Genomic DNA, 15869 nt, shown 5'->3' with positions numbered 1-15869 from the left:
CATCCTTCCTATTCACTTGCAATAAGTTCTTCTCCGGCGTCTAAACGAACCGAAACAAGTTTAGATACCCCTGATTCTTGCATTGTTACACCGTACAACACATCAGACTCTTCCATTGTACCTTTTCTATGTGTAATTACAATAAACTGCGTCTCATTACTGAATTTCTTTAAATACTGTGCAAAACGAGCTACATTCGCCTCATCAAGGGCTGCCTCTACCTCATCTAGTACACAGAATGGTACCGGGCGTACTTTTAAAATACCAAATAAAAGCGCAATTGCTGTTAAAGCACGCTCTCCACCTGAAAGTAAACCTAAGTTCTGCAGTTTCTTCCCTGGCGGTTGTGCTACAATATCAATACCCGTATTTAGTAAATCCTCTGGATTAGTCATTACTAAATCCGCTCTACCGCCTCCAAATAATTCAGAGAATACCGATTGAAACTCCATTCTAATGCCTTCAAACGTAGTAGAAAAGCGTTTTTTCATTTCTTCATCCATTTCGGTAATAAGCTGGTGCAATGTCGCTTTCGCTTCTTCTAGGTCGTCTCTCTGCTCTAGTAAGAATGTATGACGCTCCGCTACACGTTCATATTCATCAATTGCCCCTAGGTTCACTGTACCTAACTCTTCTATAGATAATTTGATTAATTTTACTTTCTTACGCGCATCTTCTGCAGGCATTGTCATTGTATATTTTAGTTTTGCCGCTTCAAATGAAATCGTATATGTTTCACGTAAATGTTGTAATCTATTTTCCAACTCTACATCAAGTCGATTTATTCTCACTTCTTGATCTTTCAACATTTCAAGAATATATTTATGTTTACCTGTCGTTTCTTTCAAATTGCGCTCTAAATGTTCTACCCTCTCTTGCAACGATACACGTTGTTCACGACGAGAGCGAATTAATTCTGAAGTTTGATTACGATCATATGCTTTCTTCTCAATCATATTCGTAATTTGCTCTTCACCACTTGAATTAGATGTCATTTCTTGTTTTAAGAACGCTAAATCCTCTTTCGTTTTTACAAGTGTCGCATCCGTTTCTTCTTTTTCCTTCGTCAATCGTTCAACTTTTTCTTTTTGATTAAATAAGCGTTGTTGCTTTTCAGCTACCAGCACTTTTAACTCCGTCATTTCTTTTTGAACTTTTTCTTTCGAAGAATGTTGCTCACTTTTTTGTTTTGTTAAAGCTACAATTTTACTATCTAACTTAGTGATATCAGCTTGAAGATTCGTTAAAATCCCTTCTAACTCCTCTTTACGCCCTTGCATTTTTACTCGATCTTGTAAAAACCCTTCAATCTCTAAATCATAAATAGACAATCGATCATTAATACGATGTTCTTCTAATTCTAGACGATTAATCTCTTCTCTTAATTTCTGCTCATCTACACGATCTACTTCTACAGTTTGCCTTAGTTCGCGTATTTTCACTTCTTTTTCTTGAATCTCTTGTTTTACTGCTTTAACAAAGTTTTCTAACTTCATTGTTTTTTCTTCCATATCAGTTAACTTGCGAGTCCACTCTTCCAGTTCACGTTGGCGTCCTAATAAAGAAGATTTCGCTTGCTTTACCGCCCCACCAGTCATAGAACCGCCAGGATTCACTACATCACCTTCGATTGTTACAATGCGATAACGGTATTGCAGTTGTTTCGCCAACTCATTTGCTCCGCGTAAATCTTTCGCAACAATAACCGTACCTAATAAATTTGAAACTACATTTTCATATTTATTGTTGTACTGCACAAGTTCTGCCGCCACACCTACAAACGATGGGTGTTGATTTGCAATGCGTAATTGCTCAAATGATAAAGACCTGCTTTTAATAACAGCTTGCGGTAAAAACGTTGCACGTCCATGTTTATTTTGCTTTAAAAATGCTATCGCATTACGAGCATGCTCCTCTGTTTGTACAACAATATGCTGCATCGCTGCACCTAGAGCAATTTCCATTGCAACTTCGTATTCTTTCGGTACCGTTAACAGTTCCGCAACAGCACCCTCGATACCTTGCAACCTATTTTCTCTAGCTTTCAATACTTCACGTACACCTTGATAGAATCCAGAATAATCTTCTTGCATCTCTTCAAGCATTTCTTTTCGAGAACGTGCCTGTTGCACAAATTGATATGCTTGATACAGTTTTGTTTCATTTTCACTATACTGCGTCTTACATTTCCCAAGCGCCGCCTCTGTCTTCTGTATGTTTGAGAGAATGCCAGCTACTTTTTCTTTCGCTTGTTCGTAACTTTCTACAAGTTTCGTCTTTTTCGCTGTAATTTCCATACGCATTTCTACATATTTCGCATTCTCTTCATCTAGACGCTCGTTTTTAGACGTTTGCTGTTTAGATTGTTCTTCAATCATAGATAATTCATTACGATGACTAGCTTGTTGATTTAAAAGCTCAATATAGTCACCTTTTAAATTCTCAATCTGTTCCTCTAAATTGTCAGCAAAAGTAGCAAGCAGTTGCTCATTATCATGCAATTTTTGCTCCAACTCTTTTACTTCATTCACAAATTGCATTAAAGCTTCTGTACTTGACTCAATCTCACCATCGTAACTTTTAGTTTTCTCTGTTAATTCAACAATTAACTGCTCAAGTTGCGCACAATGCGTCGTAGCATTTTGCTTTCTCTCTTTTAACAACTCGCGCTGCCCTTCAAGTTTTTCTAGCTCTTTACTAGAAAGAAGAAGTACTTCTTGCAACGAGTCTACAGACTCATCTACCGCTTGTAATTGTCCTCGTAATTCCTCAAGCTCTTCTTCACTTTTTTGTAAATTCGTTGACATTTTAGCTTCTTCGTTTTTATTATGCCCAAACTGATTTCGAAGCGCTTCCCATTTCTCGTGCAATTCTTCAATTTCATGGACAATAAGCGCAGCTTCTACTTTCTCTAATTCTTCTTTATTCTCAAGATAATCTTTCGCAATAGAAGCTTGTCTTTCTAAAGGTTCTACTTGACTACTTAATTCATGAATTATATCTTGTACACGATTTAAGTTTTCTTGTGTTTCTGCTAATTTCCCTTCAGCTTTCTTTTTGCGAAGTTTGTATTTTAGTACGCCTGCCGCTTCTTCAAATACACCTCGACGCTCTTCTGACTTACTACTTAAAATCTCTTCCACTTTCCCCTGGCTAATAATTGAAAAAGCTTCTCTTCCCATACCAGAGTCCATAAATAAATCGATAATATCTTTCAATCTACATGATTGTTTATTAATATAAAAATCACTATCACCTGAACGAGATACACGACGTGTTACACACACCTCATTGTATTCAATTGGTAAACGTTGATCTTCATTATTTAAAGTTATTGTTACTTCAGCAACATTAACCGCTCTCCTCGTATCACTGCCTGCAAAAATAATATCCTCCATCTTTGCACCACGTAATGATTTTGCAGATTGTTCACCAAGTACCCAGCGAATTGCATCAGTAATATTACTTTTCCCGCTTCCATTAGGTCCTACTACAGAAGTTACACCTGGGACAAAATCAACAGATACACGCTCAGCAAAAGACTTAAACCCTGCTATTTCTAATCTTTTTAAAAACACGAAAGGCCTTCCTCCTATTCTCCGTCGTTATAAATGTTCTCTATACAAAAACAAGTATTATACGGATTTACCTTCTTTTTCATTATAAACAAAAAGAAAGTTTCATTCTATGCACAAGGAATCCCCCTCATTCAAAGGGGGATTCCTTATAGTTGTTCTTTTAATTTTTTCAATGCTTCTGCAGCAGCTTGTTGCTCTGCTTCTTTTTTCGACTTACCACTACCAAGACCTAAAGCTACGTTATTTAACGTAACACGTGACACAAATTCTCGATTGTGAGCTGGTCCTTTTTCTTGCAAAATTTGATACTCAACATTGCCACTGCCATCACGCTGAATCAATTCTTGCAACTGACTCTTATAATCCATCACATGAGAAAAAGCACCCTCATTAATTTTCGGATATACAATTTCTTTTAAGAATTCCCAAACTGTTTCTAGCCCTTGATCAAGATAAAGGGCACCAATAAACGCTTCAAAGACATCCGCTAATAAAGCTGGTCGTTCACGTCCACCTGTCATTTCTTCACCTTTTCCTAATAAAACAAGGCTACCAAATGACAATTCGTTCGCAAAACGAACAAGAGATGGCTCACATACAATAGCTGCACGTAGTTTTGTTAACTCTCCTTCGCTCATTGTCGGATATTTTTGAAACAGATACTGCGATACAGTCAGTTCCAATACTGCATCTCCAAGAAATTCAAGACGCTCATTATCTTCATGCGGTTTTTTTCGATGCTCATTCACATACGATGAATGCGTAAATGCTTGAATCAATAATTTTTCATCTGTAAACGTAATACCTATCTTTTCTTGAAACACTTTAAATGCTTCACGATATTTTGTTTCGTATTTTTTTTCTCTATATTTTCGGTACGGCATAGGTCCCTCCAGATATAAGCCAGAAAGCCCCGCTAAAAAACGGGACTTCACTTAAGCATTATAGATGACTCTCTATGTAAGTCACAGCATCGCCAACAGTAGCAATCTTTTCAGCATCTTCATCAGAAATTTCCATTTCGAATTCATCTTCTAATTGCATTACAAGTTCTACTACATCTAGGGAGTCTGCTCCTAAATCTTCCTTGAAGCTTGCAGCTGGTACTACCTCAGTCTCTTCTACTCCTAAACGATCAACGATGATTTTTGTTACGCGCTCTAAAACATCTGCCATTCCATTCACCTCCCCTCAAATATTATATTAAATATTGACCAAAAAAACTAGGTGAAATCGATTCTTTTATTACATTACCATACCGCCATCAACATTTAACGTTTGACCTGTAACATATTTGCTTTGATCAGAAGCAAAAAACGTTACAGCATTCGCGATATCTTTCGCTTCACCAAATTGAGCAGCTGGAATAACTTTTAACATTTCGGCTTTAATATTCTCATCTAGTACATCCGTCATATCAGTCGCAATAAAGCCCGGCGCAATTGCATTCACTGTAATATTTCGACTTGCTAACTCTTTTGCAGATGTTTTTGTTAATCCAATAACACCCGCTTTAGCAGCAACATAGTTAGCTTGTCCTGGGTTTCCTATAACACCAACAACCGAAGCGATGTTTATAATTCTACCGTGACGTTGACGCATCATATAACGAGATACTGCTTTTGTACATAAGAATACACCTTTTAAGTTTGTATTAATAACTGTATCCCATTCTTCTTCTTTCATACGCATTAATAAATTATCTTTAGTTACACCAGCATTATTTACAAGAATATCAACTTGTCCAAATGTATCTACTGTTTGTTTCACCATATTTGTAACATCATCAGCATTTGCAACATCTGCTCTTACCGCAATTGCATCAGAACCTAATTTTTTAATTTCATCTACTACTTCATTTGCTTTTTGTTCATTACCAGCATAATTTACTACTACATTTGCCCCTTGTTTCGCTAAATCAATCGCAATCGCGCGACCAATTCCACGTGAAGCGCCAGTTACTAATGCTACCTTCCCTTTTAACATCAGTTTTCTCCTCTCAAATTTGAAATGGTATCTTTTAATGTCTCTTCATCGTATATCGCATATGCTTTTACTGATGAATCAATTGACTTCATAAGTCCAGCAAGTACTTTTCCAGGTCCAATTTCAATAAATGTATCTACTCCCTGGTTCACCATATATTCAATAGACGGGTACCATAATACAGGCGAATAAAGCTGTTCGATTAACTTTTCTTGAATGTCTGCACCACGTGTAATAACTTCCGCCGTAACATTTGCAATAACAGGAATATTCGTGTCATGAATTGTAATTTCATTTAAAACACTTTGGAACTTCTCAGCTGCCGGCTTCATAAGTGAAGAATGGAATGGCCCACTTACTTTTAGTGGAATCGCTCTCTTTGCACCATTTTCTTTCGCTCTTTGAGAAGCAACCTCTACGCCTTGCTTCGTTCCAGAAATCACAATTTGCTTCGTACTATTCATATTAGCGATTTGCACTGCATATCCTTCACTTGTTACTTCTTCTGTAACTTGTTTCAGCATATGTGGGTCAGCACCTAATATAGCTGCCATTGCGCCTTCCCCGCCCGGAACAGCTTCTTCCATATATTCGCCACGTTTCCTTACAGCATATACAGCATCTTCAAAAGTTAATGCACCAGCTGCTACAAGAGCACTATATTCACCTAAACTATGACCAGCGACAAAGTCAGGTGTAATGTCATACTCTTTCAAAGCTGTCAAAATAGCAAAACTCGTTGTTAATAATGCAGGCTGCGCATTTGTTGTTAATGTAAGCTTTTCCTGCGGTCCTTCAAAAATCACTTCTGAAAGTGAATCTTCCAACACCTCATCTGCTTTTGCAAACACTTTTGCAACCTCTTTATTATTCTCTGCTAATTGTTTACCCATTCCAACTGCCTGTGAACCTTGGCCCGGAAAAAGAAATGCTATTTTTCCCATTTCAAATCCTCCTCTTATTGGAGTGACTCTTTCTCCATTACGCTTGAAATCGTAGGAATTACTTCTTTCGCTACCATTTCTCTCGTTTGACGAATCGCACTAAATATCGACTGATCATTAGAAGAACCGTGAGCCTTAATGACAGGTGCTTTCAATCCAAATAATGCAGCTCCTCCATACTCCGAATAATCCATTTTATCTTTTAATACCATAAGTTTTGGCTTTAATACCGCCGCTGCTAATTTGCTCGTAAATGAACTCATTAACTGTTCTTTCAACATAGAGAATAGCGCAAGTGCTGTTCCCTCTAATGATTTCAACGCTACATTCCCTGTAAAACCATCACATACAACAACATCTGCTACACCTTGCAATAAATCTCTTGATTCAACGTTCCCCACGAAATTAATTGGCGCATCTTTAAGCATTGCAAATACTTGCTTTGAAAGCTCGTTTCCTTTTCCATCCTCTGTTCCAACGTTTAATAGTCCAACGCGAGGATTTTCAATTCCTCTTACCTTCTCAGCATAAACAGATCCCATTACTGCATATTGATATAAATGAATTGGTTTTGCATCAACATTTGCTCCAACATCTAACATAACAAAACCTTTTCCATCTACAGTTGGCATTGTAGGCGATAAAGCTGGTCTCTCAATTCCTTCCATACGACCGACTACAAATAATCCAGCTGCCATTAAAGCTCCTGTACTACCTGCGGATATACAAGCGTCTGCTTCTCCATCCTTTACTTGTTGTGCCGCAAGCACCATTGAAGCTTGTTTTTTTCGACGAACCGCTCTTACTGGTTCCTCCGTTGATTCTATTTTTTCGTCTGTATGAAGAATAGTAATTCGTTCATCACTCGTTAAGTATTGACGAATTTCCTCTTCTTTCCCTACTAACGTAATATGTAAATCAGAATATTCCTTAATAGCTTTCATTGCCCCTAATACTACAGCCTTTGGAGCGTGATCTCCGCCCATTGCATCTATTGCGATTTTCATAAGTTGTTACCTTCCTCACTATAATTACTAGATCGATACATTTCAAAAGTGCCTGTAAAAACAAGTTCTTCTCCAACGAAGCTACGCACTTTGACAACCGTCCGTCCTTTATCATTCTCTACATCTTCAACGCGCGCTTTTGCAACAACACGCTCTCCTAATTTTACAGGGCGAATGTATCGAATGGTAGACTTTGCAGTTAAAGCTAATTCTTCATCAATAACCGCAACAGCTAGTGAGTTTGCTTGCGCAAACAGATGATGCCCACGAGCGATTTGATTTCTTTTAAATACATGTTCTATCTTTACTTCAAAGATAGAGATTGCATGTCTATCTAATTCAATATCAATAATTTCTCCAACAACCTCTTCTAACGGTAAAGATTTCACATCTTCTTCATGTTGCTTTGTAGCTACATGTTTAATTCTCTCTCTTAATTCAGGAATAGACAATTCCATACGATCAAGTCGTACCGTTTGTATACTCACTTGAAATTTTTCCGCTAAATCTTCATCCGTAATAAAAGGATTTGATTCGATTGTTTGTTGTAATAACTCTTGTCTTTCTTTTTTACTTCTTCTTTTTTTCATACCGCACCATCCATTTTTATGACTAGGTACTAACAGTAGTATATAATCATTAAAAGTAGAATGCAACAAAAACTTTTGTTGACTCCCTTTAATCGAGCTTCTCTCCTTGGAACACACCTGTCCCATCAAGATACGTACGCAAGGCAGCATACTGATCATTGTGCCAAAACGCTTCTGAATCTACTAGTATCGCCGCATCTTGCCTTGCCGTTTCTAACGCTCGATAATCATGTACCATGTCAGCAACCTTAAATTCTGGTAAGCCACTTTGCTTACTCCCAAAGAAATCTCCAGGACCTCGTAATTCTAAATCTTTTTCTGACAATACAAATCCATCATTTGTTTCAGTCATTATGCGCATTCTTTCTTTCCCTGTTTCTGATTTAGGGTCTGCTATTAATAAACAATATGATTGTTCACTACCACGGCCGACACGCCCTCTAAGCTGATGAAGCTGCGATAAACCGAAACGTTCTGCATCATAAATAACCATTACAGTCGCATTCGGTACGTTCACACCTACTTCAACAACTGTTGTCGATACAAGAATTTGTACTTTATTTTCACTAAACTGTCCCATTATCTCTTCTTTTTCCTGAGACGATAATCTCCCATGCATCAATCCAACTTGGCATTTCCCTTGGTAATGATGCGTCAGCATACTATGTAAGTCGATAGCATTTTGCACATCAAGTTTCTCAGATTCTTCAATTAGAGGACAAATAACGTATGCCTGTCTTCCTTTTTTTATCTCCTTTTCAACGAAACCGAGAACGCGATCTAACATATCATGTTTTGCCCAGTATGTTTCAATCACCTTTCTACCTGCTGGCATCTCATCGATTATCGAAACATCCATCTCTCCAAATGCAGTAATTGCAAGCGTACGCGGAATTGGTGTCGCTGTCATAAATAATACATCTGGACTTTCACCTTTCTCCCGTAAAACTCGGCGCTGCGCTACACCAAATCGATGCTGTTCATCTGTAATAACGAGACCCAACCTATGAAATATAACTTCATCTTGAATTAAGGCATGCGTTCCAACAAGAATATCTATTTCTCCTTGTTCTAACTTCGCTAAAATTTCTCGACGTCTCGCCCCTTTAACAGAACTTGTTAACAGTTCCACCTTCATACCAAAATGCGAAAACGTTTCAGCAAGCGACTGATAATGTTGCTCAGCTAAAATTTCTGTAGGAACCATTAAAGCACCTTGATAATGAGCTAATTTCGATGCATAAAGACCAATCGCAGCAACAACTGTTTTCCCAGAACCAACGTCACCTTGCAATAGTCGGTTCATCCGATAAGGAGATGTCATATCTTTCAAAATTTCATCTACAACTCGGCGCTGCGCACCCGTTAATGGAAACGGCAGTGCATCGATAAATTCTTGTAATTCTGCTGACGGAATCTCTTTCTTCGTCCCTTTTGAATTTTCCCTCTCCATTTTCCGGAGCGTTTGCATTTTCAGCTGAAATAAGAAAAATTCTTCATATACAAAACGGCGACGCGCTTGCTTCAAATCTTCCTGTCCTACCGGAAAATGCAATGCCCTGAGCGCTTCATATCTTGGTAATAATTTATATCGCCCTAACAAACCATCCGGTAACACTTCGACTATAGAATCTCCATATTCCTTTAACGCTTGAGCAATAAAACGACGCATCTGTTTTACTGTAAGTTTCCCCTTTACTGAATAAACAGGTTCCACTTCTTGTTGACGTACAACCGGTCCAAAATGAAGTTCTGATACAGCAATTGTTTGACGATGTTGATCCCATTTACCAGTAATCGTTATCGTTTCATCTAACTTTAATTTTTGCTTATAGTAAGGCCTATTAAAACATACCGCCGTAATTAAATAACGACCGACGAGAACACGAACTGTTAAACGCGATTTCTTCTTACCATAATATTGCAGCAAAGGAGCACTATGAACCTTCCCTTCAACCGTTACACGTTCATCATGCTTTACTTCAGCAAGATCTTTCATCGCATAATCTTCATAACGGTACGGAAAATGTTCTAATAGATGAGAAACTGTATAAATACCCATCTCATGTAGTAACTCAGATGTTTCTCCTCCGATCCCCTTTACATCCGTAACAGGAACTTGTACAACATCATTCAAGATTCTCACACCCCGTCACATTATTTTCTTTATTGCATTTTATTTGAGTACCAATTAGCATCTGTAATCGCTCTCTTTCACCTTATATATTCTATCATAGGCATTCTAAGAGAAACTACTCAAATCCCTTATATAAAACAAGTAAAAAAGAGCCTCACTATTAGCAGCAAGGCTCTTTTCTCTCTTCAATATGCTAGCCTTTTGAATAAAAACTAGTAATAAACTTCATATTACTACTTCTTATCCATTAGCAAGTAAGTAATCCATTTATTTTCAAAACGAATCTTATCTTATTCTACAGAGAAGATGAAAGAATACACTGGTTGGTTTCCAGCATGTACTTCTACTTCTGCATCTTCAAATTTCTCTTCTACAAATTCAACTAACTCCGCTACTTCTTCATCAGTTGCATCTTCCCCTTGTAGAATCGTTACGATTTCAGAATCTTCATCAATAAGCGCTTCTAGTAATTGCTTCGCAGCTCCTACTTTTTCAGCATTTGTAGATACAATTTTCCCATCTGCAATACACATGAAATCATCTTTTTGAATTGCTACACCATCAATTTCCGTATCACGTACAGCATACGTAATTTGACCTGTTTTCACATGAGATAAAGCTTCTTGCATGTTTTCTTCATTCTCTTCTAACGTTCCAACTGGGTTAAATGCTAACATTGCTGCCATACCTTGAGGAACTGTTTTCGAACGAACAACAATAACTTCTTGATCTACAACTGATGCCGCTTGTTCTGCTGCCATTACAATATTTCCGTTATTCGGTAAAATAATGATTTTTTCAGCATTTGCTTCTTCAATTGCCTTTACGATATCCTCCGTACTTGGATTCATCGTTTGACCACCTTCGATAACTTTCGTTGCGCCGATGCTCTCAAATAAAGTTTTAATACCAGATCCCATAGCTACAGTTACGATACCATATGGTTGTTTTTCTTTCGATTGAGCTGGTTGCTCAGGAACCATAGTAGGTTCATCTAACAAAGCAGTATGCTGTTCACGCATATTTTCTACTTTAATCTTAATTAAACTACCGTATTTTTGCCCGTAGTTCATAGCGTCTCCAGGATGTTCTGCATGGATATGAACTTTTACAATTTCATCATCAGACACAACTAGTAGAGAATCACCATATACACTAATATCTTCACGGAATTTTTGTTCAGAGAAATTATGCTCTTTCACCTTTTCAGCCTCTAATTTCACCATGAACTCTGTACAATATCCATACTTAATATCTTCTGTACTCAATTGGCTTTGTACACTACGGTGATGTTCTGCGCGTACCATTTCATTCATAGATGGTTGCGTCGGTGCATCAGAAGAAATCGTTTCTCCTTTTAAGTCAGCTAAAAACCCTTCGTATACCACTACAAGACCTTTACCACCGCTATCTACAACGCCAACTTGTTTTAATACAGGTAATAAATCTGGCGTACGATTTAACGATGCGTTTGCTTCTTTCACAACGTCTTCCATAAACAAAACAAAGTCGCGCTGTTTTTTCGCAACTGTTACTGCATATTTACCCGTTTCTCTTGCAACCGTTAAAATCGTTCCTTCAATCGGTTTCATAACCGCTTTATAAGCCGCCTCTACTCCAGCTTCTAGTGCTGCAGCAAAATCAACTGTTGTTAATTCTTCTTTTTGTTCAATGGATTTAGAGAAACCACGGAACAACTGAGATAAAATAACTCCAGAGTTACCACGAGCTCCCATTAATAATCCTTTGGCTAAACTTACGCCGACTTTACCAGCATGCTGTGAAGGATTTGCTTTCACTTCACGCGCACCTGAAGTCATAGATAAGTTCATGTTTGTACCGGTATCGCCATCTGGAACTGGAAATACGTTTAATGCATCAACAAGCTGAACATTATTTGTTAAATTATTCGCTCCTTGCATGATCATTTGTGATAAACGTTTTCCATCAATTTTTTGAATTGACACAGATTTTCCTCCTTAATGCACATTACAAGTTTATTACTTTAACTCCTTGTACGTAGATGTTTACAGAATCTACTGCTAGTCCTACAGTTTGATCTAATGTATATTTCACTTTCGTCTGCACATTATGTGCCACTTCTGAAATTTTCGTACCATAGCTCACAATAATATACATATCAATATGTACTTCATCTTCATCTTTACGAACAATAACACCTCTAGTGAAATTTTCTTTTCGTAAAATGTCTGTTAATCCATCTTTTAACTGATTTTTTGATGCCATACCTACGATACCGTAGCAATCTACCGCGGCACCTCCAGCAATTGTTGCAATTACATCTGTACTAATATCAATTTGACCGTACTTCGTTTTAATTTCAATTGACATCTCGTTTCCCCCTTCATAAATGGTGAAAGTGAGCTAGACTACTTTAGTTACTATCATATAATCTTTTTAAAGAAAATTCCATCGTTCTTTCTTTTCACTCTCATATTTTATGTTTTAAATTACACTTTTTTATGATGAGCAAAATAGTCCATTGTTATTATACAACATGTACCACTATAATATGTCAAGCAATTTTTATGGATTTCAACTTTTCTTCATTGACATATAGTGTCAAGTAAATTTTCTTGATTTCTTTTTTCTACGGTGTTGCATTCTCTTTTTAGTTGTGTTAAATTATAGTAGTGTTTTTAGCATCGCATAAAAGACTAACATTGAAAAATTACGTATGGTAAGGTATCAAGGGAGGGAAATATAAATGGCTCGTGTTTGTGCTATTACTGGAAGAAAAGCTCGTTCTGGTAACTCTCGTTCTCACGCAATGAACGCTACAAAACGTAAGTGGGGCGCTAACCTTCAAAAAGTTCGCGTACGCATCGACGGAAAAGTTCAACGTGTTTACGTTTCTGCTAGAGCATTAAAATCTGGCAAAATCGAACGTGTTTAATAATAAAAAAAAGAGCCGATAGGCTCTTTTTTTACTATAACAATGGAAAAAGCACCGGTGATAGGTGCTTTTTTTAATCTTTTTTGAAGGTATTTAACATTGCACGAACAATTCCACCAAGAAATTTAGGTAACTTAATTGTATAAAATCTCATGGTTTCCCTCCTAATCCCCATTACTCCACTTGGTCACTATATGATGTAAGGAGCAAAATTGTTTCTTCAATCAGTGCTTCTTATCAACATTAATATGCCAGAAGTAAATGAAAAAGTACCTTTTTCCTCAACGAGTTCGTTACTAATACAAAGTGTTGATCCCCACTCTATTGTTTTATTAGTAAGCGGGTACTTAAAACCAAACAATGTAATCCCTTCCACTATTTCAGTAACTGGTACAAAAGATACATAAGGAAAATTTTTATTTTCTTCAATTATATGTGTACCCACTTTTTTAACTGTTATTTCATTTTTATTGTCCACAATACACATTTCTATCTCTACTTCTAACCCTTTTAAAAGCATCTGTATATTTGCCAAACCGTGATCAAGCCTTCCACCGGTAGCACCAAAAATACGAATTAGTGCCGGCTTCTGTCCTAATGCCCAGTTAATTGCAATTTCTAAATCCGTTTGATCTTTTTCTCGCGGAACAATATGTAATTCGTTCGTTTGCTGTCCCATCCATACTAATTCTTCTTCGGTAACTGAATCGTAATCTCCAAACGCAACAGCCGGTGTAATCCCTTTCTTTAATAGACGGTATACTCCCCTATCAACCGCTGCCCACACTACTTCCTCATCCTCATATCGAGCAAAATCTGCACAATATTCCGAAGGTCCTCCTGCCAAAATATGAATAATCATTTTTTCTTCCCCTTCCATTGTAAAAAGGCAATCTGCCATTCGGTAGATTGCCTTTTTACATATTTTTACGCTATCCTATGAATACCTTACTAGGATAAAGTTCATCACTACCCACGAATTACGCGAATTGCTTCACCGCGGTCTTTTTGATTGTATACTGCTGATCCAGCTACAAGTACATTTGCTCCTGCTTCCACACAAAGTCTTGCTGTTTCAGCATTTACACCACCATCAACTTCAATTTCTACTTCTAGATTGCGCTCTTTCACCATGTCTGCAACTTGTTTAATTTTCGGTAATACAGAATGGATAAACTTCTGTCCACCAAATCCAGGGTTTACTGTCATAAGTAATACCATATCTATATCTTCTAATACATGCTCAATTACTGAAACTGGCGTATGTGGATTTAATACAACGCCCGCTTTAATACCATGAGATTTAATTAACTGAATTGTACGATGTAGATGTGGACACGCCTCTACGTGAACAGTAATAATATCCGCTCCCGCTTGTGCGAAAGTCGGGATATAGTTATCAGGATTTTCAATCATTAAATGTACATCTAATGGTAATGATGTAATTGGACGGATAGCTTCTACAATTAACGGTCCAATCGTAATATTTGGTACGAAATGTCCATCCATTACGTCAACGTGAATGTAATCCGCTCCGCCCTTTTCTACATCTTTAATCTCTTCCCCTAATTTTGAAAAATCTGCTGATAAAATCGATGGTGCAATTTTAATCATAACTAATACCTCGGCTTTCTCTCTCTAATTTCTTCTACGAATTGTTTATAGTTCTTATAGCGATATTCTGTAATCTTCCCTTCTTCAACCGCAGCTTTCACCGCACATTTCGGTTCAGAAAGATGTGTACACCCTCTAAATTTACAGTATTGGCTCGCTTCTTTCAACTCTGGAAAACAATATGTAAGATCTTCTACTTCTATATCAATGAAATCTAGTGAACTAAAACCCGGTGTATCTGCTACTAGTCCACTCCCAATTGCAATTAATTCTACGTGTCTTGTCGTATGCTTCCCGCGTCCTAAATGGGAGGAAATATCATTTGTTTTCAGCTCTAATTCTGGACGTAGCACATTAAGCATTGAAGATTTCCCCACACCAGATTGACCCGCAACGACAGAAACACAATTTTCTAAGTATGGTTTTAATATATCAATACTTTCTGACGTATTAATAGAAGTAAATAAAACATCATAACCCATCTCACGATAATCATTCGCATAAGCTTCAACAGTTGCTTTCATCTTTTCATCTACTAAATCCATCTTGCTAATACAAATAATTGGCTTAATGTTATGATATTCAATCAGCACTAAAAATCGATCTAACAGTCCAGGATTAAAATCTGGTTCTACTGCAGAGAACACAAGGATCGCTTGATCGACATTAGCAATAGGAGGTCTAACAAGTTCATTTTTTCGATCAAACACTTCAAGCACATAACCTTCAGTTGGATTATCTGCCTGAAAAACAACTTGGTCTCCTACAAGTGGTGTAATTTTATTTTTTCTAAATACACCTCGTCCACGACATTGCGTAACCCCTTCTTCATGCTGCACGTAATAAAACCCACTTAAAGCTTTTATAATTTTTCCTTCTGGCATAGAATTCTCCTTTTTTGTATAAGGTGATGCTGAATTTAAAAATGAATGGATTTAAATTTTCTAAATAACGATTTCAAAACCTACCATATATACTTTTGCTAATATACATTAAATTTCCCATTAAATGCAAAAAAATATTTACAGCTGCATCACTTTACTAGCTTTTTGAATCATATATTTTTGCCTGCTATACCGTCCACTTTGTAGACAGC

The 15869-nt window shown here is 37.2% G+C and carries 15 protein-coding genes; 1 reads left to right on the top strand and 14 read right to left on the bottom strand.

The genetic code is table 11. The features are described 5' to 3' along the window. Positions 1 to 8: 8 nt before the first annotated feature. The 10 genes from smc to MR112_RS08475 form a co-directional block, all read right to left on the bottom strand. The gene (smc, locus tag MR112_RS08520) at positions 9 to 3578 is read right to left on the bottom strand and encodes a chromosome segregation protein SMC (RefSeq protein ID WP_000478978.1); all 3570 of its coding nucleotides are present in this window, start codon (positions 3576 to 3578) and stop codon (positions 9 to 11) included. A gap of 146 nt (positions 3579 to 3724) precedes the next feature. Then, positions 3725 to 4462, bottom strand: a complete 738-nt coding sequence (gene rncS / locus MR112_RS08515) for a ribonuclease III (RefSeq protein WP_001146875.1) — start codon at positions 4460 to 4462, stop codon at positions 3725 to 3727. A gap of 58 nt (positions 4463 to 4520) precedes the next feature. Next, entirely contained in the window at positions 4521 to 4754 is a 234-nt protein-coding gene (acpP, locus tag MR112_RS08510; protein WP_000786062.1) for an acyl carrier protein, read from the bottom strand. A gap of 69 nt (positions 4755 to 4823) precedes the next feature. Further along, positions 4824 to 5564, bottom strand: a complete 741-nt coding sequence (gene fabG, locus MR112_RS08505) for a 3-oxoacyl-[acyl-carrier-protein] reductase (protein WP_000911773.1) — start codon at positions 5562 to 5564, stop codon at positions 4824 to 4826. Further along, the gene (gene fabD, locus MR112_RS08500) at positions 5564 to 6508 is read right to left on the bottom strand and encodes an ACP S-malonyltransferase (RefSeq protein ID WP_000515899.1); all 945 of its coding nucleotides are present in this window, start codon (positions 6506 to 6508) and stop codon (positions 5564 to 5566) included. Before fabD ends, fabG begins: the two co-directional genes overlap by 1 nt. Before the next feature lie 14 nt (positions 6509 to 6522). Next, entirely contained in the window at positions 6523 to 7515 is a 993-nt protein-coding gene (gene plsX / locus MR112_RS08495; protein ID WP_000684100.1) for a phosphate acyltransferase PlsX, read from the bottom strand. Next, the gene (gene fapR, locus MR112_RS08490; protein WP_000747348.1) at positions 7512 to 8105 is read right to left on the bottom strand and encodes a transcription factor FapR; all 594 of its coding nucleotides are present in this window, start codon (positions 8103 to 8105) and stop codon (positions 7512 to 7514) included. Before fapR ends, plsX begins: the two co-directional genes overlap by 4 nt. A gap of 88 nt (positions 8106 to 8193) precedes the next feature. Next, a complete protein-coding gene (recG, locus tag MR112_RS08485; RefSeq protein ID WP_001000816.1) occupies positions 8194 to 10242 on the bottom strand; it encodes an ATP-dependent DNA helicase RecG in 2049 nt (682 codons plus the stop codon). A gap of 290 nt (positions 10243 to 10532) precedes the next feature. Beyond that, complete coding sequence (locus MR112_RS08480) at positions 10533 to 12209, bottom strand: DAK2 domain-containing protein (protein WP_000027129.1); 1677 nt, start codon at positions 12207 to 12209, stop codon at positions 10533 to 10535. Between the two features lie 22 nt (positions 12210 to 12231). Beyond that, entirely contained in the window at positions 12232 to 12594 is a 363-nt protein-coding gene (locus MR112_RS08475) for an Asp23/Gls24 family envelope stress response protein (RefSeq protein WP_000021109.1), read from the bottom strand. A gap of 376 nt (positions 12595 to 12970) precedes the next feature. On the opposite strand from MR112_RS08475, the gene rpmB reads away from it, so the two are divergent. Beyond that, a complete protein-coding gene (rpmB, locus tag MR112_RS08470) occupies positions 12971 to 13159 on the top strand; it encodes a 50S ribosomal protein L28 (protein ID WP_000124776.1) in 189 nt (62 codons plus the stop codon). A gap of 73 nt (positions 13160 to 13232) precedes the next feature. On the opposite strand, the gene spoVM is transcribed toward rpmB, so the two are convergent. The 4 genes from spoVM to rsgA form a co-directional block, all read right to left on the bottom strand. Further along, the gene (gene spoVM / locus MR112_RS08465) at positions 13233 to 13313 is read right to left on the bottom strand and encodes a stage V sporulation protein SpoVM (protein WP_001213599.1); all 81 of its coding nucleotides are present in this window, start codon (positions 13311 to 13313) and stop codon (positions 13233 to 13235) included. Positions 13314 to 13379: 66 nt separating this feature from the next. After that, complete coding sequence (locus MR112_RS08460; protein ID WP_002026234.1) at positions 13380 to 14060, bottom strand: thiamine diphosphokinase; 681 nt, start codon at positions 14058 to 14060, stop codon at positions 13380 to 13382. A 68-nt stretch (positions 14061 to 14128) separates the two neighbouring features. Continuing rightward, a complete protein-coding gene (gene rpe / locus MR112_RS08455; protein ID WP_000589974.1) occupies positions 14129 to 14773 on the bottom strand; it encodes a ribulose-phosphate 3-epimerase in 645 nt (214 codons plus the stop codon). 2 nt (positions 14774 to 14775) lie between these two features. Next, entirely contained in the window at positions 14776 to 15657 is an 882-nt protein-coding gene (rsgA, locus tag MR112_RS08450; RefSeq protein ID WP_001113932.1) for a ribosome small subunit-dependent GTPase A, read from the bottom strand. Positions 15658 to 15869 lie beyond the last annotated feature (212 nt).

The organism is Bacillus cereus group sp. BfR-BA-01330 (genome assembly GCF_022663885.1).
GTDB classification, from domain to species: domain Bacteria; phylum Bacillota; class Bacilli; order Bacillales; family Bacillaceae_G; genus Bacillus_A; species Bacillus_A cereus.
This window is presented reverse-complemented; position numbering and strand designations above follow the sequence as displayed.

Excerpts from the sequence above, each read along its gene's own strand:
- rncS (WP_001146875.1), bottom strand. The coding sequence starts at position 4,462 with ATGCCGTACCGAAAATATAGAGAAAAAAAATACGAAACAAAATATCGT.
- acpP (WP_000786062.1), bottom strand. The coding sequence starts at position 4,754 with ATGGCAGATGTTTTAGAGCGCGTAACAAAAATCATCGTTGATCGTTTA.
- fabG (WP_000911773.1), bottom strand. The coding sequence starts at position 5,564 with ATGTTAAAAGGGAAGGTAGCATTAGTAACTGGCGCTTCACGTGGAATT.
- fabD (WP_000515899.1), bottom strand. The coding sequence starts at position 6,508 with ATGGGAAAAATAGCATTTCTTTTTCCGGGCCAAGGTTCACAGGCAGTT.
- plsX (WP_000684100.1), bottom strand. The coding sequence starts at position 7,515 with ATGAAAATCGCAATAGATGCAATGGGCGGAGATCACGCTCCAAAGGCT.
- fapR (WP_000747348.1), bottom strand. The coding sequence starts at position 8,105 with ATGAAAAAAAGAAGAAGTAAAAAAGAAAGACAAGAGTTATTACAACAA.
- MR112_RS08475 (WP_000021109.1), bottom strand. The coding sequence starts at position 12,594 with ATGTCAATTGAAATTAAAACGAAGTACGGTCAAATTGATATTAGTACA.
- rpmB (WP_000124776.1), top strand. The coding sequence starts at position 12,971 with ATGGCTCGTGTTTGTGCTATTACTGGAAGAAAAGCTCGTTCTGGTAAC.
- spoVM (WP_001213599.1), bottom strand. The coding sequence starts at position 13,313 with ATGAGATTTTATACAATTAAGTTACCTAAATTTCTTGGTGGAATTGTT.
- MR112_RS08460 (WP_002026234.1), bottom strand. The coding sequence starts at position 14,060 with ATGGCAGATTGCCTTTTTACAATGGAAGGGGAAGAAAAAATGATTATT.
- rpe (WP_000589974.1), bottom strand. The coding sequence starts at position 14,773 with ATGATTAAAATTGCACCATCGATTTTATCAGCAGATTTTTCAAAATTA.
- rsgA (WP_001113932.1), bottom strand. The coding sequence starts at position 15,657 with ATGCCAGAAGGAAAAATTATAAAAGCTTTAAGTGGGTTTTATTACGTG.